Raw genomic sequence first — 20,594 nt, forward strand, 5'->3', positions numbered from 1 at the left:
CAGCCTTCCCAGGTTCGAATCCTGGCGCCGCCACCCGGGAACGACGGGCCCGTCACCTGCGAAGATCGCAGGTCACGGGCCCTTCGTCATGTGATCGCGAGACCAGCCCGCGTCGCACGACCTACGGGCATCAACGGCGATCAGCCGTGCCCGTGCGGCCGCGCGCCTGGATCTTGGCCTCCGCCGCCTCGCCGCCGTCCACCCGGACCTCGCGTCCATGCGGAACGGCCCGGCCACGCTGCGGACACCGGCCCGCTCGGCGACGAACGGCGGTCAGGCCACGGAACCGAGCCCGGTGGGACACCGCGGCGTGAGGAAGATCATAAAGGCGCTCGCCCGGGTGCCGTCAGCGTCGGCGGGCCTCCGGCTGCAAAGCCGGGTTGACGAAGCTGCTGTCGGCCGGGTTGATGACCGTGCCGGGGGTGACGAGCTCGTCGATGCGGTCCAGGACCGCCGCGTCGAGGGTCACGTCGGCCGCGGGCAGTTGCGTCTGAAGGTGCTGCAGGGTGCGCGGGCCGATGAGGGCCGACGTCACCGCGGGGTGGTTGAGCGCGAACGCGATGGCCATCTCGATCAGCGTCATGCCGGCGTCCTCGGCCACCTGGGCGAGAGCCTCGGTCGCCTCCAGCTTGCGCTGGTTGACCGGCAGGGACATGTCGAAGCGGTCGACCAGTCGCTGCCGGGCGGGGGAGGGGGTGGGCAGGTCGGCGTCCCGGCGCCAGCGGCCCGAGAGCCAGCCGCCGGCGAGCGGGCTGTAGGTGATCACTCCCATGCCGTGGCGGGCGGCGGTGGGCAGGACGTCGGCCTCGATGCCGCGCACCAGCATGGAGTACGGCGCCTGCTCGCACACGAACCGCTCCAGCCGGCGGTCGCGGGCGGCCCACTGGGCCTCGACGATCTGGCTGCCGGGGAAGGTGGAGGAGCCGAGATAGCGGACCTTGCCCTGGCGCACCAGGTCGGTCAGGGCGCCCAGCGTCTCGGAGATGTCGGTGTCGGGGGAGGGCCGGTGCACCTGGTAGAGGTCGATGTGGTCGGTCCTCAGCCGGCGCAGGGAGTCCTCTACTGCGCGCATGATCCAACGCCGCGAGTTGCCGCGCCGGTTGGGATCGTCACCCATCGGGTTGTGGAACTTGGTGGCCAGGACGAGGTCGTCGCGACGGCCCTTGATCGCCCGGCCGACGATCTCCTCGGACTCGCCGTGGGAGTAGACGTCGGCCGTGTCGATGAAGTTGATGCCGGCGTCCAGGGCGTGGTGGATGATCCGCTTGGACTCGTCGGGGTCGGAGTTGCCCCAGGGGCCGAACATCATCGCGCCGAGGCACATCTTGCTGACGGACAGGCCGGTACGGCCGAGCAGACGGTGTTCCACGGTCGTCTCCCAGGATCGTGTACGGGTTCAGCGGAGCCGTTCGGGTCGTCGGATCCACGGAAACAGCGGCCGCGCCCAGGAGACAGACACAGTTGTGAGGGGTAACGACAGGGACCCCTCGTTCGGCAAGACCCGGTCACCGCCGGCTCGTAGGCGCCGGACGCCGGCCGGGCTGAAGCAGACCGCGCGTGCCAGGCCGTGTCAGGCCGTGCCAGGCCGTGAAGATGGCCCCGCCCGGTACCGTCGAACCGCAGGCCAGACCAGGACAGACCAGACCAGGCCAGCCCACCAGGCCCGGCCCGGCCCAGCCCAACCCGCCCCGGCTACGGCGCCGGCGTATACGTGACGGTCGCGTCCGGGCACGCCTCGGCGAGGCGGGCGAGGGACTCCCGCTCGTCGATGTCCGCGGTGAGGCTCCAGCGCAGTTTCACGGCCGTCCACTCGACGATGTACCGGCACGTGGCCTTGGTGTTGGACGGCAGCCACTGGGCGGGGTCCTGGTCGGCCTTGCTGCGGTGCGCCGCGGCGGAGACGGCCACCAGGGCGCGCGGGTCCGCGAGGTCATTGGCGTAGGCCTCGCGGCGGGTGGCCGTCCACTGGGAGGCGCCCGAGTCCCAGGCCTCCGGCAGCGGCACCATGTGGTCGACGTCCATGGCCGCGGCCGAGGTCACCTGACGGGCGTCGTAATAGGACGACCAGGTGCCGCCCTTGAGCTTGCACCCCGGGTCGGTGGCCGGCGGTTCGACCGCCTCGGCGATCAGCACCTCGTTGCGGGTGTCGCACCCGTCGTCGGGATTGGCGCCGGCGTTCCAGTATCTGAAGCTGGTCCGCTCGTAGCCGTCCCGGGACTCGGCGGCCTGGGGCAGGGCGGCGACGGCTTGGTCCAGCGGCAGCGATTTCGCGGCGTGCGCGGGGCAGGACAGGGCGAAGGTGCAGGCGGTGCCGAGCAAGGCGGCAGCACAGGCTCGTGCCAGGGAAACGATCACGCCCAGCAGCATCGGCGACCAGCCCCGCCGGGCCGCTCGGACGCGCACGAAGATCACTCGGCGGTCGTATGCAGAAACGATGCCCCAGCTCCTGGGCGTCAGCCGTGGGTTGACGTCGGCGGCGGCCGGCGGGGGCGTCCACACGCTTCCATCCGCTCCCGCAGCCGTCTGACCACCACTGACGCGGCCCGGACCCCAACTCCCCGGTGGGATGGCCCGATCGTCGGCTAGATGCACCGTAGTAGGGCTCGTCCGGCCAAGTGATCTTTGAGCGGGCGGTGCGCTGCGGCTTCTCCGGGGCGCGGGACCACCGATTGACTGAGGCGGGTGCGCGCCCGGCAGTCCCTGCCGTACGCGGTCCCTGTCCGAGTCCTGAGGAGCAGTAATGGCGCAGATCACCGACCCGGCCCCGGTCGGCACGTTTCCCCGTCTGGGCTGGGTCGACGACCTGCTGAACCCCGCCCTCCGGTCGGCTGTGGCGGCACTGCCGGCGGCCGAGGGCCGGGTGGCGGGGTACCACCGCGGCTGGTGCGAGGCCGACGGCACCCCGATGGCGACGGCGTCCCGCACGGGCAAGTCGGTCCGCCCGGCCCTGGCCCTGCTCTCCGCCGCGGCGGTCGGCGGCGGCCCGGAACTCGCCGTACCGGGCGCGGTCGCCGTGGAGTTGGTGCACGACTTCACCCTGCTGCACGACGACGTCATCGACGGCGACGCCCTGCGCCGCCACCGGCCGGCCGCCTGGTCCGTGTTCGGCACCCCGGCGGCGGTGCTGACCGGCGACGCCCTGCTCGTCTCGGCGATGCGGGTGCTCGCGGACGTGGCCCAGGAACGCGCGGCCGAAGCCGTGAAGGAACTGGTCACGGCCCTGCTGGAGCTGGTCGAGGGGCAGAGCCGCGATGTGGCGTTCGAGAAGGCGCCGGAGGTGTCGGTGGCCCAGTACCTCGCCATGGCGGAGGGCAAGACCGGGTCGCTGATCGGGTGTTCGTGCGCCCTCGGCGGCATCCTGGCCGGAGCGGACGCCGAACGGGTCAGGGGGCTCCGGGAGTTCGGGCGGCGACTGGGCGTGGCCTTCCAGTGCGCCGACGACATCCTCGGCATCTGGGGCCGCACTTCCCGCAGCGGCAAGCCGGTCGGCGCGGACCTCGCGGCACGGAAGAAGTCGCTGCCCGTGGTGGCGGCCCTGAGCGGCGAGGGCGCGGCGGCCGACCGGCTGCGCACGCTGTACGCCGCCACGCACCCCCTCGACGAGCGGGACGTCGTCCTGGCGCGCGAGCTGGTCGAGGAGGCCGGTGGCCGCGAGGCCGCCGAGCAGGAGGCCCGCCGCCAGGTCTCGGCCGCGCTGCGGGCACTGTCGTGGGCGCGGCCCACCCCCGACGCCTACCGGCAACTGCGGGACATCGCCTGGGCGATGACCCACCGGGAGTCCTGACGCCGGTCCCCGCGCGTGCGGCCGAGGGCGACGACCCGCGGCCCTCCCACGTACGACCGAGAGCACCACAAGTACGACCGAGAGCACCACAAGTACGACCGATAGCACCACACCTACGGCCGAGAGCACCACAAGTACGGCCACCCCGGGCAGCCGGGGACAAAAGCCGTGACTTCGGTCCGGGTGGGCCGTTGTCTGTGCGGCGGCCCATGGCCGTGATCCACGTCCTGGCCGATGGCCACAGCCCACCGGCGCGGCCCCCGCCGCGCCGTGGCCGCTCCGAGCGGAACCGATCGTGACGAAACACAGTGGAGCCGTGCAGCAGACCGATACGAGCGCAGCGCTGCCGGGGGACCTGCCCGCCGTGGCCGCCTATGGAGTGCGGGTGGTCCGCGGCCGCCACACGGTCCTGCAGGACGTCAGTTTCACCGTCCCCCGGGGCTGCATCGTCGGCCTGCTCGGGCCGAGCGGCTGCGGGAAGACGACGCTGCTGCGGTCCGTGGTCGGCGTGCAGCAGACCACGGCGGGCCACGTCCAGGTCCTCGGCTACGCGGCCGGCGCCCCGCAGCTGCGGACCCGCGTCGGCTACGTCACCCAGGCACCCTCGGTCTACGCCGACCTGACGGTGCTGGAGAACCTGCGCTACTTCGCCGCCGCCCTCGGCATGCGGGGCTGGCGCCGGGAGGACGCGGTGGTCCGGGTGGTGAAGGAGGTCGACCTGGCCTCGTACGCGGACAAACTGGTCGCGCGGCTCTCGGGCGGCCAGTACTCGCGGGTGTCGCTTGCCGTGGCGCTGCTGAACAAGCCCGACCTGCTGGTGATGGACGAGCCGACCGTCGGCCTCGACCCCATGGTGCGCCGGGAGTTGTGGCTGGTGTTCCAGCGGCTGGCCGAGGAGGGCACGACGCTGCTGGTCTCCAGCCATGTCATGGACGAGGCCGACCGCTGCGACCGGCTGCTGCTGATGCGTTCCGGCCGGCTGCTGGCCGGTGCCGACCGGGAGACGCTGCTGGAGCACACCGGCTGCGACGACGTGGAAGAGGCGTTCATGCACCTGGTGCAGGCCGCGACCGAGGCGGAGGAACGCGCCCGGCGGCGGGCCGCACAGCAGAGCCTGCTGCCCGCGCTGCCCGGTCTCCTCGACCAGGGCGGCGCCCCTGAAGCGGAACGGGCCTACTTCGCCGCGGACACGGCGCGGTGAGCGGCATCGGGCTGGCCGAGCGGCTGCCGTTCTCGCCCACGATCACCGGCGCGACCGCGGTGCGGGTGCTCCAGCAGGTCTCCCGCGACAAGGGCAGCACCGCACTGCTGCTGGGCATCCCGTGCATGCTCATGGTGCTGCTGAAGCTGATGTTCCACGACTCGGAAGCCACGTTCGAGCGGGTCGGACCGCAGGTCTTCGGCATCTTCCCGGTCATCGTGATGTACCTGGTGGCGTCCGTGTCCACGCTGCGGGAACGCACCACCGGAACCGCCGAGCGGCTGCTGACGATGCCCGTGCGGCGGCTGGACATCGTGTTCGGCTACAGCCTCGCCTTCGCGTTCCTGGCGCTGCTGCAGGCGGTGCTCTCCACGCTGCTGTCCATCGGCCCGCTCGGCCTGGACATCAAGGGCCCCGCCTATCTGCTGATGGTCATCGCGATGCTCGGCGCCCTGCTGGGGCTGGCGCTGGGGCTGCTGGTGAGCGCCTTCGCGCGCAACGAGTTCCAGGCGGTGCAGTTCCTGCCCGCCGGGGTGCTGCCCCAGTTCCTGGTGTGCGGGCTGTTCGTGCCGCGCGACGAGATGCACGGCGCCCTGTCGGCCGTGGCCAAGGCCATGCCGATGACGTACGCCGTCCAGGCCGCCGGTGAGGCCGCCACGCACACCGGCGTCACCGGGGTGTTCGTCCGCGACGCGCTGCTCATCCTGGGCTGTGTGGTCCTGGTGCTCGTCGCCAGCGCGACCACGCTGAAGCGCTGACCGAGCCCGGCCGGCCGCGCACATGGCTGAGGGCCGCCCGGGGGCGGCCCTCGGCACGGTCGGTTTCCGCTAGTCCCGCACACCCCAGGAGAAGCCGCCCGAGACGGAGCCGTAGCGGGGGAACTCGAACGGGCCGAAGTTCAGCGGTCCGTCGTGGTGGCCGCCGTGACCCCCGCCGTGGCCGCCGCCGAACCCGTCCGGGCCGGGGTTGCCGATGGTGGTGGCCGCCGGCTGTGCCGAGGCGCCGGCGGCCGCCGTCCCGCCCGCGGTGAGAGCCAGCGCGGCGAGCGAAATGACAGCGATGCGGCGAACCCGCAGCGACATGAGAAACCTCCGAGGAAGAAAGGAAAGGGAAGAGCAGGAAAAGAGTGGACGAGCGGATCAAGCCTAGCCATCCGAGCGGCCCGGACCTCGCCGGGAAATGCCGTGTTCCCCCGAACGAACGGCTGGGCACAACAGCGGAAATAAATATCGGTACGGTGTGCCCTGCAATACGCAGGACGTAGAGAAAAGAAGAGAGAAAAAATGACCGGGATGCGCAGGGCGGCTCTCGCCCTGGGAAGCGCTCTCCTCGCCTGGGCCGGGCCGCCCGTACCGGCTCCGCCGCCGCACTACGAGGCTCCCCTGTGGCCCGCGCCCCGCCCCTTCCAAGCGCCTCCGGAGTCCCGTGACACCACCGGATACGCCCGCGGCGACGCGGCCGCCGAGGTCGCCGCCGCCGTCAACCGGCACCGGACCCGGGCCGGCTGCGGTCCCGTACGGCTGCGGGCCCCCCTCAACCGCGCCGCGCAGGCGCACAGCGCCGACATGGCCCGCAGGCAGCGCCTCACTCACACCGGGACCGACGGCAGTGGCCCGGCCGCCCGGATGCGGGCCGCCGGCTACCACCCCCGCCACACCGCCGAGACCATCGCCGCCGGCGTCGCCACGCCGCAGGCCGCCGTCCGCACGTGGATGGACAGCGCCCCGCACCGGGACATCATCCTCACCTGCCGTTACACCCACGCCGGGGTCGGCGTCGCGGACGGCGGCGGAGGTCCCTGGTGGACCCTGGACCTGGCCACCGGCCACTGAGGGCACGGGCCACTGAGGGCAGGGCTCAGACCAGGTCCTCGTCCCACCACCAGGCGACGCCGGGGGCGCCCTCCAGCGGACCGGGGCGGCTGTCGGACGGCTCCTCGGCCCAGGTCAGCGCGGCGTCCTCCATCGCGTCGGGCCAGTGCCCGAGGCTGAGGTAGCGGGGCACGCGCTGCCCCCACTCGTTGTTGCCGCGGATGCCGTACCGCAGCCCCTGCAGATACGTCGCGAGTTCCTGGCCGGCCGTCGGGCGGACGCGGTCGTGCAGGTGGAGGAACCGGAGCAGGACGCGGTCGCGCAGCCCGGTCGCCGCCTCCACCGCCTGCTGCAGCGAGAGGTCCCGCTCCTGCATCAGGACCGCGTAGATGTTCTGGTCGGCGTGCTCCCGGCTCAGCTCCTTGCGCAGGGAGTGCTGGTCGTTGTCGAGCGAGGCCACCATGATGGCCATCTCCGTCAGCGCGCGGACCACCGGCCGGTTCATGTCCCGGTCGGGCACCTCGGCGCCGTTCGCGATCTCCAGCATCGCCATGGTCGGCGATCCGCCCGCCGCCAGCGCCCGCATCGTCAGGTAGTCGTCCAGGCCCGGCATGCGGCCCAGCGCCTGGTTGCCGACCTGCCAGGCCACGCCCGACAGCCAGGCGCGGTGCGCGTGGGCGAACCGGCTGACCTGCGTGGGCGTGCCGAGCGACCGGAAGCGGCGCACGATGTCCTGCAGGGCGCCGATGTACCGGTCCTCGCCGGTCGCCGTCGCGCTCTCGCACACCCGTTGCACCCGGCAGGCCAGCTCGTTGAACTGCGCCGGACGCGCGCTGAGCGGCCCGCTGTCGCAGCGTGTGTCGTCGAATCCGAAACCCCAGTACACCCACAGGGCCGTCGCCAGCAGCCGGTCGTCGTCGGCGTCCGGGGCGAACCGCGCGTAGAAATCGGCGCTGTGCGTGGCGACGACCCAGGCCTTTTCCTCTTCGGTCGCGCACATTCCGCTGTTGCGGATCCACTCCTCGGCGCGTTTTTCGACCTGCCGGACGCGCGGATGAATGGCGGATTCCAGGGGGCAGAAAAGAGGCGGGAGTTCCACCTCGGACATACGAGATCCCATGGGAACGATCATCTGGGACCCCGTGTATGCGAAGCGACGGGAACACCCGCCCCCGACAAAAGACACACAGGCGGCCGAGATGACAAAAAGGAAAGGAAGCCAGGCCGCGCGCCTACTCGCTCGCGTGGGCGAGTTCGATGTCGTGGTCGTCCACGCCGGGGCCCGAGACTGTCACCGGCGCCGCCTGCGGCGGGTAACCGGTCGCGATGACCGTGTACGCGCCGGTGTCCAGGTCGGAGAAGGCGTACGCGCCGTCGAGACCGGTCCGGGTCGTGGCGACGACGTTGCCCGCCGCGTCCACCAGCGTCACCCGCGCGTCGCCCAGCGGGGCGCCCCCACCGTGCACCGTGCCCCGCACCTGCGAGCCGGAGCGCAGTTCGAGCTCGACCCGGGTGGTCCCGGCCCCGCCGATCTCGACGACCTGGGCCAGCGGCCGGTGCTTGGGGGAGCTGACCGCGAGAGTGACCGGGCCCGGCACCAGGTCGGTGACGGTGAACTCGCCCAGCACGTCGGTCCGTCCGGTGGCCAGCACCTCCCCGCGCACGTCCGTGACGATCACCACGGCCTCGGCGACCGGCGTCCCGCCCTCCGCGGATCGCACCACACCGGCGAGGCCGCTGGTACCGCTCAGCAGCACGTCGTACGCCACCGGCTCCCCGGCCACGACGATCGTGGAGGCCTGCGGCTGGTAGCCCTCCGAGGAGGCGATCAGCACGTAGGAGCCGGCGGCGGGAGCGTCCACGCCGTACGACCCGTCCGCCCGCGCGACCGACCGCCCGAGCTGCTTCCCGCCGAGCGAGATCAACGTCACCGCGGCCCCGCCGACCGGCACCCGCTCGGCCCCGAGGACACGGCCCTGGACGGGGATCCCGGCACTGCCGCCCCCGACGGCGGGCTCCCTGACAGCCGGCCCGTCGACAGTCGGCCCGTCAAGAGTCGGCTCGTCAACTGTCGGCCCGGAGGCACCCGGCCCGGAGGCACCCGGCTCGGGGACACCCGGCCCAGAGAGGCCCACCCCAGGAAGACCCGACCCGGAGACACCCCCTTCAGCGACCGCCGGTTCCGCGTCCACCGCGCGGCGGGCGTCCACCGCCTCCGACCCCGCCGGCGCCTCCACCCCCGCCTCCGCAACCCGCTGCCGCGGAATGAACGAGGCGACCAGGAAGGCGAGCAGCGCCGCTCCGGCCCCGATGGCCAGGACGACCTTGAAGCCGTTCTCGGACGGCAGGGCGGCCGGCCCGAAGGCCGTCGTCATCTGCGCCAGGATCACCCCGGCCACCGCGCTGGCCGTCGACGTGCCGATGGACCGCATCAGCGTGTTGAGACTGTTCGCCGCGCCCGTCTCCGAGGCCGGCACGGCGCTCATGATGAGCGCGGGCATGGAACCGTAGGTGAAACCGATGCCGGCGCCGATGACGCAGGTGACGAGCACGAAGTGCCACAGCTCGGACATGAGCACGATGTTCAGCCCGTACCCGGCGGCCACGATCAGCGCGCCCACCATGAGCGTGATCTTCGGGCCCTTCGCCTTGGACAGGGCGGCGGACACGGGCGCCGTGGCCATCATGACCAGGCCGGACGGGGCCATCGTCAGCCCCGCGACGAGCAGCGACTTCCCGAGCCCGTAGCCGGTCGCCTCAGGCAACTGCAGGAGCTGCGGAATGACCAGGGACATCGCGAACATCGCGAACCCGACGGCGATCGAGGCGAGGTTGGTGACCAGCACCTGACGGCGGGCGGTGGTCCGCAGGTCGACCAGCGGCTGCGGGGCGCGCAGCTCCCACCAACCCCACACGAGCAGCACGACGACGGCCGCCGCGAACAGCCCGAGGGTGGTGCCGCTGCTCCAGCCCCAGTCGGCGCCCTTGGAGATGGCCAGCAGCAGGGACACCAGCCCGGCCGCCATGCCGATACCGCCGACGAGGTCGAAGCGCCCGCCGGTGCGCACCCGGGACTCCGGCACGATGGCCGGCACCAGCACCAGCGCGACGGCACCCAGTCCGGCCGAGGCCCAGAACAGGGCGTGCCAGTCGAAGTGGTCCGCGATCAGCGCGGCGGCGGGCAGGCCGAGGGCGCCGCCGACCCCGAGGGAGGCGCTCATCAGCGCGGTCGCCGAGCCGAGCCGTTCGGCGGGCAGCTCGTCGCGCATGATGCTGATGCCGAGCGGGATCACGCCGGAGGCGAGGCCCTGCAGCGCCCGTCCGACGATCATCGGGGCGAGGGAGTCGCTGAGGGCGGCGGTCACCGACCCGGCCACCAGCATGACGAGGCTGATCAGCAGCATGCGGCGTTTGCCGTACATGTCGCCGAGCCGGCCCGTCACCGGCGTGGCGACGGCGGCGGCGAGCAGGGTGGCGGTGACGGCCCATGCGGTGTCCGAGGCCGGGGCGTTCAGCAGCCGGGGGAGTTCCGGGACGATCGGGATGACCAGGGTCTGCATCAGCGAGACCACGATCCCGCCGAAGGCCAGGACCGCGACGACGGCGTTCGCCCGTGGCGCGGCGGGCGTCCCTCCGTCGGCGGGGCGGGGAAGGGCGTGGGACACGGCCGGGCCTCCGTAGGGGCGTCAGGGACAGCGCGACCCGACCAAGCTAAGCCAATTGATTGACTTAAGCAACATGATGCGGACGGGGGCGCGGCGAGAACCGCGGAGGCTGGAACCGCGGAGGCTGGAACCGCGGAGGCGCTCACGGTGGAGGGGCATGCCCGGGCCGCCGGCGCGGCACACTGGCCCCATGTCCTCCCGCCGCAGAACCTGCCCCGAGTGCCGCCGCGAGATCGCCGTCGTCGCCGGGCGGTACGCGCGCCACGACCCGCCCGGCGCCCGCGAGCACGGCGAACTCACCTCGTGCCCGGGCTCCCGCCGCCAGGCCCGCCCCGGCCCGGAACAACCGTCCCTGGACGGCTACGCGGTGCCGGAGTTCCCGGGCCAACTGCCCCTGTTCTGAACGTCGCGGCGGCGGCCGGAGCCGGGGCCCGCCGCCAACCGCCGTGCCGGAGGGCTCAGTTCCCCGCCACCGACTTCACCGCCACCGACACCGGCGCGGAGCCGCTGATCAGTTCCAGGGTGAGCCCGGCCGTCGCGGGGGTGTCCACCAACTCGGCCAGGACGGCGGCCACGTCCTCGCGCGGGACCGGCCCCCGGCCCGTGTGCGCCTCCAGGCGGACCAGGCCGGTGCCGGCGTCGTCGGTGAGCCGGCCGGGGCGCAGGATCGTCCAGTCCAGGGCGTCCAGACCGCGTACGTACGCGTCCGCCTCACCCTTGGCGCGCAGGTACGCGTCGAAGATCTCGTCGCCCTCGTGCAGCGGGTCGGCGGCCATGGACGACACGATCAGGAAGCGCCGCACGCCCGCCTTCACCGCCGCGTCCGCGAAGAGGACCGCCGCGGCCTTGTCCACCGTGTCCTTGCGGGCCGCCCCGCTGCCCGGGCCCGCGCCCGCCGCGAAGACCGCCGCGTCGGCACCCCGCAGCCGCTCCGCGACCTCGTCCACCGACGCCGACTCCAGGTCGAGCACGACCGGTTCGGCACCGGCCTGCCGCAGATCGTCGGCCTGCTCGGCCTTGCGGATGATCCCCGCTACCTCGTCCCCGCGTGCGGCGAGCAACCGCTCCAGCCGCAACGCGATCTGACCATGACCACCAGCGATGACAATGCGCATGCCTTCGACCGTACGCCCGGACGGCCCCGACCGCCGCACGACTTGAGCCACACCGCCCCGGCCCCTACGACACCTCGCCCCGCCCCTGACGCGGCAGCCCCAGCTCCACCGAGGCCGCCGAACTGCAGTACTCGCGCACCGCGCTGGTCCGCGCCACCACGCGCCCCCGGTGCACGACCACCCTGCTGTACGCCAGCGAGAGCGCCCCCGCCAGCCGGTCCCCGCGCACCGCGAGCAGCTCGGCCGGGAACCCCGCCTCCACCCGCACCTCGGGCAACCCCAGCACCGCCCGCGCGGAGGAGCTCACCGTGTCGTACGCCTCCTCGGGCGCCAGCCCGTAGCGCGAGGCCAGCAGGAACGCCGCCTCCAGCGGGTCCCCGCGCCCCACCGGGTTCGACACGTCCCGAAGCGCCCCGCTCCCGGCGGCCACCCGCACCCCGGCCGCGCGCAGCAGCCGCACCGGAGCCGCCCCCCGCCGGTCGACGCCGCCGCAACCGCCCTGCGGCAGGCACACCACCGCCACTCCGGCCGCCGCGAGCTGGTCGGCCGTCCGCGAGGCCACCTCCGAAGGGAGCCGGCCGAGGTCACCGCACGGGCTGAGCGTCACCCCGGGACGCAGTCCGCCCGCCATGGCCGCGAGCCGGGCCAGCCGCGCCGGATCACCGGCGTCCGTGTGCAGGTCGACGGGGCAGCCGTGCTCGGAGGCCACCTCCAGGACCGCCTCCACGTACCCCGCCGGATCCGGGTCGAGGTCGGGCCGGCCGCCCACCACCGAGGCGCCCATCTTCACGGCGTCCCGCAGCACCGCCAGCCCGTCCGCCCCGGCCACCCCGGTCAGCACCCGGGGCATCGCCACCGTCGTCAGCTCCGCGAGCCCCCGCAGCGCCCGCCGCGCCTGCAGCACCGCCGCCAGCGCGCCCAGCCCCTGGACGTCCCCCACGCGCACGTGCGCCCGCACCGCCGTCGCCCCGTGCCCGAGCTGGAGCAGCGCGGCCTCGGTCGCCCGGCGCTGGACGTCCTGCGGCTCGTACGAGACCGGGCCCCCGGCGTCGGCCGACAGGGCCGTGTCGGCGTGCGCGTGCGGCTCGGCCGGGGCCGGCAGCAGCAGATAGCCGCTGAGGTCCACCCGCGCCCCGCACGCGCGCGTGCCGCCCGCCGCCAGGCTCCCGGCCGTGCCGACGGCCTCGATGCGCCCACCGCCCAGCCGCACGTCCACCGTCCGGCCGTCGGTGAGCCGCGCCCCGCACAGCAGCAGCGAGGACGCGTCGGCCGCCCCCGGTGAGGACGACGGGGGCGGTGGTGGCTGCGGCTGGCTGTCGGGCATCGCGCTCCAGGGGCTCGGGCTGCGCACGCGAGGACGCATGATCACTCAGAGTGAGTCGAGCCTAGGACGGCCTCCCGCCCGTCGCGGGGAGGAGCGCAATAGTCGTACCGGCGTGGTCCGCCGTGCGGAGCGGGAGGCACGCGTGGGACGGCGCGGGACGGCTGGGAGAACGGTCCGGGCGCGCGGAGCGGGTGCCTCGAAACGGATTTGGGTGAACGGCGGCGGACCGTGTAATGTCTTCATCGCTCGCCCCAATAGCTCAGTCGGCAGAGCGTCTCCATGGTAAGGAGAAGGTCAACGGTTCGATTCCGTTTTGGGGCTCTGGTGTGACTGGCTCCCGTCGCAAGACGGGGTCCGGACCACATCAAAGCGGTGTAGCTCAGTCGGTAGAGCAAGCGGCTCATAATCGCTGTGTCACCGGTTCAAGTCCGGTCACCGCTACTCTCAGTAGCCGATTGCGGGGTCGGTCCTTCGATCGGCTACTCTTCTTGCGTTAATCAGAATCAATCCGTTCGTCAAGGAGCACTCACGTGGCTGCCACCGACGTCCGCCCGAAGATCACGCTGGCCTGCGTGGAGTGCAAGGAGCGGAACTACATCACCAAGAAGAACCGGCGTAACAACCCGGACCGTCTTGAGATGAAGAAGCACTGCCCGCGTTGCAACGCGCACACCGCGCACCGCGAGACGCGATAAAACAGGCTCGTACGCGAGGCCGCTCCCGAGTGATCGGGGGCGGCCTCGCGTCGTTGAATGACCCGTACCGTTCAGTAGCGCAACCAGGAGGTGCCGGGCCATGGCGCTCGACCAGTCCTTCGTGGGGCGGACGTACCCGCCCACCGAGCCGTACGAGGTGGGCCGGGAGAAGATCCGTGAGTTCGCCGAGGCGGTCGGGGACGCCAACCCGGCGTACACGGACGCTGAGGCCGCCAAGGCGCTCGGTCACCCGGACGTCATCGCCCCGCCGACCTTCGTGTTCTCGATCACCTTCAAGGCGGCCGGCCAGGTCGTCCAGGACCCCCGGCTCGGCCTGGACTACAGCCGCGTGGTGCACGGCGACCAGAAGTTCGCCTACCGCCGCCCCGTCCGCGCCGGCGACCGGCTCACGGTCACCTCGACCATCGAGGCCATCAAGTCCCTCGCGGGCAACGACATCCTGGACATCCGCGGCGAGGTCCACGACGAGGCCGGCAAGCACGTCGTGACCGCCTGGACCAAGCTCGTGGCCCGCGCGGCCGAGGAGGCGTGAGCGATCCCATGACGGCGAAGATCTCCTACTCCGACGTCGAGGTCGGCACCGAACTCCCCGCGCAGACCTTCCCCGTGACCCGCGCCACCCTCGTCCGGTACGCGGGCGCCTCCGGCGACTTCAACCCGATCCACTGGAACGAGAAGTTCGCCAAGGAGGTCGGCCTGCCGGACGTCATCGCGCACGGCATGTTCACCATGGCCGAGGCGATCCGCGTGGTCACCGACTGGGCCGGCGACCCGGGTTCCGTCGTCGAGTACGGCGTCCGGTTCACCAAGCCGGTCGTCGTGCCGAACGACGACAAGGGCGCCGAGATCGAGGTCAGCGGCAAGGTCGCGGCCAAGCTCGACGACAACACGGTCCGCGTGGACCTGACGGCGACCAGCGCCGGGCAGAAGGTGCTGGGCATGTCGCGGGCGGTCGTACGGCTGGCCTGAGCCGGCGAGAGACAAGGGCCAGGGGCGTCCTCCCGGGGGAGGACGCCCTTTGTCATGGCATCCGGCGGTACCGCTTGACTTAGTTAGTGATTGAGTACTAACTTACCGGCATGCCCAGGATGAGTGCGGAGGAGCGACGCGAGAGCGTCATCCGGGCCGCGACGACCGAGTTCGCCCGCGGCGGCTACCACGGCACGTCGACCGAGGCGATCGCCCGGCGCGTCGGGGTCTCGCAGCCGTACCTGTTCCGGCTCTTCCCGGGCAAGAAGGCGATGTTCCTGGCGGCGGCGGAGCGCTGCGTGGAGGACACCATCCGCACGTTCGCGGAGGCCGCCGAGGGTCTCGAAGGCGAAGAGGCCCTGCACGCCATGGGCAACGCCTACACCAAGGTCATCGAGGAGCGGCCCGAGCGGCTCCTGATGCAGATGCAGATGTACGTCGCCGTGAAGGCCGCCGAGGAAGAGGGCGACCACGAGTTCGGCGAATCGGTACGGGCCGGCTGGATGCGGCTGTGGGACACCGTCCATCTGCCGCTCGGGGCCGACGCCGCCGAGACGACGCAGTTCATGGCGTACGGGATGCTCATCAACTGCCTGGTCGCCATGGGATTCCCGCCCGAGCACCGCGTCTGGGAGGGCATGTACCCCTCGGCGCGCGCCAAGGGGCTGCAGCACTGACCTGTGAAGGTGCCTGCGCTGCGCCTTTCGATGTCCGCGAAGGTTAGTAATCAATAACTAATCGATCATCGCAGAGACACCACACACTCCTGGGGGAGCGATGTCACAGCAGACCGCACACCGCGGAGGAGCCGTCTGGGCCCTCGTGATCACCAGCGTCGCCGGGTTCATGGCGGCCCTGGACAACCTCGTCGTCACCACCGCCCTGCCCTCCATCCGCGAGGACCTCGGCGGGGCGCTGCACGACCTGGAGTGGACCGTGAGCGCCTACACGCTCACCTTCGCCGTCCTGCTGATGTTCGGCGCGGCCCTCGGCGACCGCTTCGGCCGCCGCCGGCTCTTCCTCGCCGGGCTCACCGTCTTCACCGGGGCGTCCGCGGCGGCGGCCCTGGCACCCGGCATCGACTCGCTGATCGCCGCCCGCGCCGTCCAGGGCGCCGGAGCCGCGGTGATGATGCCGCTGACGCTCACCCTGCTGACCGCGGCCGTGCCCGCCGCCAAACGGGGCATGGCGTACGGCATCTGGGGAGCCGTCAACGGACTCGCGGTCGCCTCCGGACCCCTGGTCGGCGGCACCCTCACCGAACACATCTCCTGGCAGTGGATCTTCTGGCTGAACGTCCCGCTCGGCCTGGCCCTGCTGCCGCTGGCCCGCCTCCGCCTCGCCGAGTCCCACGGCACCGGAGCCCCGCTCGACCTCCCCGGCACCCTCCTCGCCAGCGGCGGCCTGTTCGGCATCGTCTACGGCCTGGTCCGCGGCCCCGTCGACGGCTGGACCGGCGGCCTGGTCCTCACGGGCCTGTTCGCGGGCACGGCGCTGCTCACCGGCTTCGTCCTCTACAGCACCCGCGCCAAGAACCCCATGCTGCCGATGCGGCTGTTCCGCTCCCGGGCGTTCGCCGGCATCAACGCGGCGAGCCTGCTGATGTTCCTCGGCATGTTCGGCTCGATCTTCCTGCTCAGCCAGTACATGCAGGGCGTCCTCGGCTACTCGCCCACCGAGGCGGGCCTGAGGATGCTGCCCTGGACCGGCATGCCGATGCTCGTCGCCCCGATCGCCGGCATCCTGGCCGACCGCGTCGGCGGCCGCCCGGTCGTCGCCGCCGGCCTCTTCCTCCAGGCCCTGGGCCTCGGCTACATGGCGGTCGTGGCCACGGCGGACGCCTCCTACGCCGCCCAGCTGCCCGCCCTGATCATCAGCGGCATCGGCATGGCCCTGTTCTTCGCCCCCGCCTCCCACCTGGTCATGTCCAGCGTCCGGCCCCAGGAGCAGGGCATCGCCTCCGGGGCCAACAACGCCCTGCGCGAGGTCGGGGGAGCGCTCGGCATCGCCGTCATGGCGTCGATCTTCGCGGCCCAGGGCGGCTACGAGACCGGCCAGACCTTCGTCGACGGCATGCGGCCCGCCCTGGTGACGGGCTCCGCGGTGGTCGCCCTCGCGGGCGTCGCGGCCCTGCTGATACCGACCCGCCGCCGCACGGAACGGCAGCCGGCCCCGGGGGAACCGGCACCCGTACTGGAGACGGCGGCCCGCTGACCTCCGGGCAGGCGCTCCGGCGCCTGCCGCCGAAGCCACGCGCGCGTGCGGCCCGGTTCCCCGCGAACGGGGCCGCACGCACGCGTGCCCGGCGCCGTCAGTGCCGTCTCGTACTCTTGAGCCCGTGCAGGAACTCCACGACGCCCCCCTCGCCCCGCTGACCACCTTCCGGCTGGGCGGTCCCGCGACCCGGCTGATCACCGCGACGACCGACGACGAGGTGATCGCCGTCGTCCGCGAAGCCGACGAGGCGGGCACCCCGCTGCTGCTCATCGGCGGCGGCTCGAACGTGGTCATCGGCGACAAGGGCTTCGACGGCACGGCCCTCGTCATCGCCACGCAGGGCTTCTCCCTCGACGGCACGAAGCTCGAGCTCGCGGCCGGAGAGGTGTGGACCGACGCCGTCGCCCGCACGGTCGAGGCGGGCCTGGCCGGCATCGAGTGCCTGGCCGGCATCCCCGGCTCGGCGGGCGCGACGCCCATCCAGAACGTCGGGGCGTACGGCCAGGAGGTCTCCTCGACGATCACGGAGGTCGTCGCGTACGACCGCCGCACGGGCGAGACGGTCACCCTGGCCAACGAGGACTGCGCCTTCTCCTACCGCCACAGCCGCTTCAAGTCCGACCCCGAGCGGTACGTGGTGCTGCGCGTCCGTTTCGCCCTGGAGGACGCCGGCGGCCTCTCCGCGCCCCTGCGGTACGCCGAGACGGCTCGCGCCCTCGGTGTGGAGGCGGGCGACCGCGTCCCGCTCGCGCAGGCCCGTGACACGGTGCTCAAGCTGCGCGCCGGCAAGGGCATGGTCCTGGACCCCGAGGACCACGACACATGGTCGGCCGGGTCGTTCTTCACCAACCCGATCCTCACGGACGCGGACTTCGCGGTGTTCCGCGCGCGCGTGCGCGAGCGGCTGGGCGAGGGAGCGGAGCCTCCCGCGTACCCCGCCGGTGAGGGGCACACCAAGACCTCCGCGGCCTGGCTGATCGACAAGGCGGGCTTCACGAAGGGCTACGGCGACGGTCCGGCGCGCATCTCCACGAAGCACACGCTGGCCCTGACGAACCGGGGGAGCGCGACGACGGAGGACCTCCTCGCCCTGGCCCGTGAGGTCGTGGCCGGGGTCCGCGACGCGTTCGGGATCACCCTGGTGAACGAGCCGGTGACGGTCGGCGTCAGCCTGTAGGCGCCACCAGCCGGGCGCACCCGCCCCCGCCCCCGCACCCGCCCCCGTGCGCAAGGGGACGTGCCCGGGGGCCGGGCGCTACGACACCAGCCACTCGTCCACGCCCGCCAGCAGCTTCGCCTTCACGTCCTCCGGCGCCGCCGACCCCCGGACCGACTGCCGCGCCAGCTCCGCCAGCTCCGTGTCCGTGAAGCCGTGGTGCAGCCGCGCGATCTCGTACTGCGCGGCCAGCCGCGACCCGAACAGCAACGGGTCGTCCGCGCCCAGCGCCAACGGCACACCCGCCTCGAACAGCGTCCGCAGCGGCACGTCCTCCGGCTTCTCGTACACCCCCAGCGCCACGTTCGACGCCGGACACACCTCGCACGTCACCTGCCGGTCCGCCAGCCGCTTCATCAGCCGTGGGTCCTCCGCCGCCCGCACGCCGTGCCCCACCCGGTTCGCACCCAGGTCGTCCAGGCAGTCCCGCACCGACGACGGCCCCGCCAGCTCACCCCCGTGCGGCGCCGACAGCAGCCCGGCCTCGCGCGCGATCCCGAACGCCCGGTCGAAGTCCCGGGCCATGCCCCGCCGCTCGTCGTTCGACAGGCCGAAGCCGACGACGCCCCGGTCCGCGTACCGCACCGCCAGCCGCGCCAGCGTCCGCGCGTCCAGCGGGTGCTTCATCCGGTTCGCCGCGACCAGGACCCGCATCCCGAGCCCCGTCTCGCGCGACGTCGTCTCCACCGCGTCGAGGATGACCTCCAGCGCCGGGATCAGACCCCCCAGCCGAGGCGCGTACGACGTCGGGTCGACCTGGATCTCCAGCCACCCCGACCCGTCCCGCACGTCCTCCTCCGCGGCCTCCCGCACCAGCCGCTGGATGTCCTCCGGCTCCCGCAGGCACGAGCGCGCCGCGTCGTAGAGCCGCTGGAAGCGGAACCAGCCCCGCTCGTCCGTCGCCCGCAGTCTCGGCGGCTCCCCGCCGACCAGCGCGTCCGTCAGCGCGTCGGGCAGTCGCACCCCGTACTTGTCGGCCAGTTCCAGCACGGTCGAGGGCCGCATCGACCCGGTGAAGTGCAGGTGCAGATGGGCTTTCGGCAGCTCAGAGACATCACGTACACGCTCCATCCCAGGATCCTGCCGTACGTCTCAGCCGTCCCGGTAGCGGTTTCCCCTTTAGTGGTCTTGCTCGCACAAACAAATGGGGCACATACCGGATTCGGTATGTGCCCCAGGGCCGAGGGCCGGCGAAGCGGACGTCAGTCCCGCGCCTCCGCCAGCAGCTTCTGGATCCGGCTCACGCCCTCGACGAGGTCCTCGTCGCCCAGCGCGTACGACAGCCGCAGGTACCCGGGCGTACCGAACGCCTCACCCGGCACCACCGCGACCTCGGCCTCCTCCAGGATCAGCGCGGCCAGCTCGACCGTGTCCTTGGGCCGCTTGCCCCGGATCTCCTTGCCGACCAGCGCCTTCACCGACGGGTACGCGTAGAACGCGCCCTCCGGCTCCGGGCAGACCACGCCGTCGATCTCGTTCAGCATCCGCACGATGGTCTTGCGGCGCCGGTCGAAGGCCTCGCGCATCTTCGCCACGGCCTCCAGGTCACCGGAGACGGCGGCCAGCGCCGCGGCCTGGGCGACGTTGGAGACGTTGGACGTGGCGTGCGACTGGAGGTTCGTCGCGGCCTTGACCACGTCCTTCGGGCCGATGATCCACCCCACGCGCCAGCCGGTCATCGCGTACGTCTTCGCGACACCGTTGACCACGACGCACTTGTCGCGCAGCTCGGGCAGCACCGCCGGCAGCGACACCGCGGAGGCGCCGCCGTAGACCAGGTGCTCGTAGATCTCGTCGGTCATCACCCACAGACCGTGCTCGACGGCCCAGCGGCCGATCGCCTCGGTCTCCTGCTCGCTGTAGACCGCGCCGGTGGGGTTCGACGGCGAGACGAAGAGCACGACCTTCGTCTTCTCCGTACGGGCCGCCTCCAGCTGCTCGACGGTCACGCGGTAGCCGGTCGTCTCGTCGGCGACGACCTCCACCGGGACACCCCCGGCCAGCCGGATCGACTCCGGGTACGTCGTCCAGTACGGCGCGGGCACGATGACCTCGTCGCCCGGGTCGAGGATCGCGGCGAAGGCCTCGTAGATGGCCTGCTTGCCACCGTTGGTGACGAGGATCTGCGACGCGTCGACCTCGTAGCCCGAGTCGCGCAGCGTCTTCGCGGCGATCGCGGCCTTCAGCTCGGGGAGGCCGCCGGCCGGCGTGTAGCGGTGGAACTTCGGGTTCGAGCAGGCCTCGATGGCCGCCTGGACGATGTAGTCCGGAGTCGGGAAGTCGGGCTCACCGGCGCCGAAGCCGATCACCGGCCGCCCGGCGGCCTTGAGGGCCTTGGCCTTGGCGTCCACGGCGAGGGTGGCGGACTCGGAGATCGCGCCGACTCGGGCGGAGACCCGGCGCTCGGTGGGAGGGGTTGCAGCGCTCATGGGCCCCATCGTTTCAGACAGGAAACGCGCGCGGCACGGGGGTTTCACAGACTGAACAACGCCGGGCAAACCCCTGAACAACAGTCCGGATCGCCCCCACGGCCAGGGCGATCTTCAGTCGATATCCCGGCAGCCGGGGCCCTCTCC

General features: G+C 72.5%; 20 protein-coding genes and 2 tRNA genes. 13 read left to right on the forward strand and 9 right to left on the reverse strand.

The window, feature by feature from the left end:
- Window positions 1-346: 346 nt before the first annotated feature.
- Window positions 347-1,369, reverse strand: coding sequence for an aldo/keto reductase (locus tag ABZ948_RS26375; RefSeq protein ID WP_359763499.1), 1,023 nt, complete (start codon window positions 1,367-1,369; stop codon window positions 347-349).
- 323 nt (window positions 1,370-1,692) lie between these two features.
- A complete protein-coding gene (locus ABZ948_RS26380) occupies window positions 1,693-2,367 on the reverse strand; it encodes an HNH endonuclease family protein (RefSeq protein WP_359763591.1) in 675 nt (224 codons plus the stop codon).
- 373 nt (window positions 2,368-2,740) lie between these two features.
- Between ABZ948_RS26380 and ABZ948_RS26385 the strand changes: the two genes are divergently transcribed.
- The 3 genes from ABZ948_RS26385 to ABZ948_RS26395 all read left to right on the forward strand — a co-directional run bounded on the left by ABZ948_RS26385 (window position 2,741) and on the right by ABZ948_RS26395 (window position 5,743).
- On the forward strand, window positions 2,741-3,784 hold the full coding sequence (locus tag ABZ948_RS26385; protein WP_359763501.1) for a polyprenyl synthetase family protein: 1,044 nt from the start codon (window positions 2,741-2,743) through the stop codon (window positions 3,782-3,784).
- Window positions 3,785-4,100: 316 nt separating this feature from the next.
- The gene (locus tag ABZ948_RS26390) at window positions 4,101-4,985 is read left to right on the forward strand and encodes an ABC transporter ATP-binding protein (protein WP_359763503.1); all 885 of its coding nucleotides are present in this window, start codon (window positions 4,101-4,103) and stop codon (window positions 4,983-4,985) included.
- Complete coding sequence (locus ABZ948_RS26395) at window positions 4,982-5,743, forward strand: ABC transporter permease (protein ID WP_359763505.1); 762 nt, start codon at window positions 4,982-4,984, stop codon at window positions 5,741-5,743. Before ABZ948_RS26390 ends, ABZ948_RS26395 begins: the two co-directional genes overlap by 4 nt.
- Before the next feature lie 69 nt (window positions 5,744-5,812).
- Here ABZ948_RS26395 and ABZ948_RS26400 read toward each other — a convergent pair whose 3' ends face one another.
- A complete protein-coding gene (locus tag ABZ948_RS26400; protein WP_359763507.1) occupies window positions 5,813-6,067 on the reverse strand; it encodes a hypothetical protein in 255 nt (84 codons plus the stop codon).
- Between the two features lie 210 nt (window positions 6,068-6,277).
- Here ABZ948_RS26400 and ABZ948_RS26405 point away from each other — a divergent pair, with 210 nt between their 5' ends.
- The gene (locus ABZ948_RS26405; RefSeq protein WP_359763509.1) at window positions 6,278-6,817 is read left to right on the forward strand and encodes a CAP domain-containing protein; all 540 of its coding nucleotides are present in this window, start codon (window positions 6,278-6,280) and stop codon (window positions 6,815-6,817) included.
- A gap of 25 nt (window positions 6,818-6,842) precedes the next feature.
- Here the strand turns inward: ABZ948_RS26405 and ABZ948_RS26410 are convergent, their stop codons facing one another.
- Entirely contained in the window at window positions 6,843-7,916 is a 1,074-nt protein-coding gene (locus ABZ948_RS26410; RefSeq protein WP_359763511.1) for a terpene synthase family protein, read from the reverse strand.
- A gap of 112 nt (window positions 7,917-8,028) precedes the next feature.
- Window positions 8,029-10,461 (reverse strand): MFS transporter, encoded by a 2,433-nt coding sequence (locus ABZ948_RS26415; protein ID WP_359763512.1) that lies wholly within the window; start codon window positions 10,459-10,461, stop codon window positions 8,029-8,031.
- 190 nt (window positions 10,462-10,651) lie between these two features.
- On the opposite strand from ABZ948_RS26415, the gene ABZ948_RS26420 reads away from it, so the two are divergent.
- A complete protein-coding gene (locus tag ABZ948_RS26420) occupies window positions 10,652-10,864 on the forward strand; it encodes a hypothetical protein (RefSeq protein ID WP_359763514.1) in 213 nt (70 codons plus the stop codon).
- A 55-nt stretch (window positions 10,865-10,919) separates the two neighbouring features.
- Here the strand turns inward: ABZ948_RS26420 and ABZ948_RS26425 are convergent, their stop codons facing one another.
- A complete protein-coding gene (locus ABZ948_RS26425) occupies window positions 10,920-11,576 on the reverse strand; it encodes an NAD(P)H-binding protein (protein WP_359763516.1) in 657 nt (218 codons plus the stop codon).
- A gap of 64 nt (window positions 11,577-11,640) precedes the next feature.
- Complete coding sequence (locus ABZ948_RS26430) at window positions 11,641-12,900, reverse strand: amidohydrolase family protein (protein ID WP_359763592.1); 1,260 nt, start codon at window positions 12,898-12,900, stop codon at window positions 11,641-11,643.
- 248 nt (window positions 12,901-13,148) lie between these two features.
- Here ABZ948_RS26430 and ABZ948_RS26435 point away from each other — a divergent pair.
- The 8 genes from ABZ948_RS26435 (at window position 13,149) to ABZ948_RS26470 (ending at window position 17,979) form a co-directional block, all read left to right on the forward strand.
- Window positions 13,149-13,221 (forward strand) — tRNA-Thr (locus ABZ948_RS26435).
- Window positions 13,222-13,268: 47 nt separating this feature from the next.
- Window positions 13,269-13,341, forward strand: a tRNA-Met gene (locus tag ABZ948_RS26440).
- Between the two features lie 89 nt (window positions 13,342-13,430).
- Window positions 13,431-13,595 carry a 50S ribosomal protein L33 gene (gene rpmG, locus ABZ948_RS26445; protein ID WP_003948671.1) on the forward strand — a complete coding sequence of 55 codons (165 nt, stop codon included), beginning with the start codon at window positions 13,431-13,433 and terminating at the stop codon, window positions 13,593-13,595.
- Window positions 13,596-13,695: 100 nt separating this feature from the next.
- Window positions 13,696-14,148 carry an FAS1-like dehydratase domain-containing protein gene (locus ABZ948_RS26450; RefSeq protein ID WP_359763518.1) on the forward strand — a complete coding sequence of 151 codons (453 nt, stop codon included), beginning with the start codon at window positions 13,696-13,698 and terminating at the stop codon, window positions 14,146-14,148.
- An 8-nt stretch (window positions 14,149-14,156) separates the two neighbouring features.
- Window positions 14,157-14,585 carry a MaoC family dehydratase gene (locus tag ABZ948_RS26455; protein WP_359763594.1) on the forward strand — a complete coding sequence of 143 codons (429 nt, stop codon included), beginning with the start codon at window positions 14,157-14,159 and terminating at the stop codon, window positions 14,583-14,585.
- 110 nt (window positions 14,586-14,695) lie between these two features.
- Window positions 14,696-15,262, forward strand: a complete 567-nt coding sequence (locus ABZ948_RS26460; protein WP_359763520.1) for a TetR/AcrR family transcriptional regulator — start codon at window positions 14,696-14,698, stop codon at window positions 15,260-15,262.
- 100 nt (window positions 15,263-15,362) lie between these two features.
- Window positions 15,363-16,799, forward strand: coding sequence for an MFS transporter (locus tag ABZ948_RS26465; protein WP_359763522.1), 1,437 nt, complete (start codon window positions 15,363-15,365; stop codon window positions 16,797-16,799).
- A 124-nt stretch (window positions 16,800-16,923) separates the two neighbouring features.
- Window positions 16,924-17,979, forward strand: a complete 1,056-nt coding sequence (locus tag ABZ948_RS26470) for a UDP-N-acetylmuramate dehydrogenase (protein WP_359763524.1) — start codon at window positions 16,924-16,926, stop codon at window positions 17,977-17,979.
- 78 nt (window positions 17,980-18,057) lie between these two features.
- Here ABZ948_RS26470 and ABZ948_RS26475 read toward each other — a convergent pair whose 3' ends face one another.
- Together ABZ948_RS26475 and ABZ948_RS26480 are read right to left on the reverse strand one after the other, a co-directional pair.
- Window positions 18,058-19,089, reverse strand: a complete 1,032-nt coding sequence (locus ABZ948_RS26475) for an adenosine deaminase (protein ID WP_359763526.1) — start codon at window positions 19,087-19,089, stop codon at window positions 18,058-18,060.
- Between the two features lie 131 nt (window positions 19,090-19,220).
- On the reverse strand, window positions 19,221-20,447 hold the full coding sequence (locus ABZ948_RS26480) for a pyridoxal phosphate-dependent aminotransferase (RefSeq protein ID WP_359763528.1): 1,227 nt from the start codon (window positions 20,445-20,447) through the stop codon (window positions 19,221-19,223).
- Window positions 20,448-20,594: the final 147 nt, after the last annotated feature.

The organism is Streptomyces olindensis (assembly GCF_040645895.1).
In the GTDB taxonomy this organism is placed as follows: Bacteria; Actinomycetota; Actinomycetes; order Streptomycetales; family Streptomycetaceae; genus Streptomyces; species Streptomyces olindensis.

What these genes read in the sequence shown, in the direction of transcription:
- ABZ948_RS26380 (WP_359763591.1), bottom strand. Translation starts at nt 2,367, where the DNA reads ATGCTGCTGGGCGTGATCGTTTCCCTGGCACGAGCCTGTGCTGCCGCC.
- ABZ948_RS26385 (WP_359763501.1), top strand. Translation starts at nt 2,741, where the DNA reads ATGGCGCAGATCACCGACCCGGCCCCGGTCGGCACGTTTCCCCGTCTG.
- ABZ948_RS26400 (WP_359763507.1), bottom strand. Translation starts at nt 6,067, where the DNA reads ATGTCGCTGCGGGTTCGCCGCATCGCTGTCATTTCGCTCGCCGCGCTG.
- ABZ948_RS26405 (WP_359763509.1), top strand. Translation starts at nt 6,278, where the DNA reads ATGCGCAGGGCGGCTCTCGCCCTGGGAAGCGCTCTCCTCGCCTGGGCC.
- ABZ948_RS26410 (WP_359763511.1), bottom strand. Translation starts at nt 7,916, where the DNA reads ATGGGATCTCGTATGTCCGAGGTGGAACTCCCGCCTCTTTTCTGCCCC.
- ABZ948_RS26420 (WP_359763514.1), top strand. Translation starts at nt 10,652, where the DNA reads ATGTCCTCCCGCCGCAGAACCTGCCCCGAGTGCCGCCGCGAGATCGCC.
- ABZ948_RS26425 (WP_359763516.1), bottom strand. Translation starts at nt 11,576, where the DNA reads ATGCGCATTGTCATCGCTGGTGGTCATGGTCAGATCGCGTTGCGGCTG.
- ABZ948_RS26430 (WP_359763592.1), bottom strand. Translation starts at nt 12,900, where the DNA reads ATGCCCGACAGCCAGCCGCAGCCACCACCGCCCCCGTCGTCCTCACCG.
- ABZ948_RS26450 (WP_359763518.1), top strand. Translation starts at nt 13,696, where the DNA reads ATGGCGCTCGACCAGTCCTTCGTGGGGCGGACGTACCCGCCCACCGAG.
- ABZ948_RS26455 (WP_359763594.1), top strand. Translation starts at nt 14,157, where the DNA reads ATGACGGCGAAGATCTCCTACTCCGACGTCGAGGTCGGCACCGAACTC.
- ABZ948_RS26460 (WP_359763520.1), top strand. Translation starts at nt 14,696, where the DNA reads ATGCCCAGGATGAGTGCGGAGGAGCGACGCGAGAGCGTCATCCGGGCC.
- ABZ948_RS26465 (WP_359763522.1), top strand. Translation starts at nt 15,363, where the DNA reads ATGTCACAGCAGACCGCACACCGCGGAGGAGCCGTCTGGGCCCTCGTG.
- ABZ948_RS26475 (WP_359763526.1), bottom strand. Translation starts at nt 19,089, where the DNA reads ATGGAGCGTGTACGTGATGTCTCTGAGCTGCCGAAAGCCCATCTGCAC.
- ABZ948_RS26480 (WP_359763528.1), bottom strand. Translation starts at nt 20,447, where the DNA reads ATGAGCGCTGCAACCCCTCCCACCGAGCGCCGGGTCTCCGCCCGAGTC.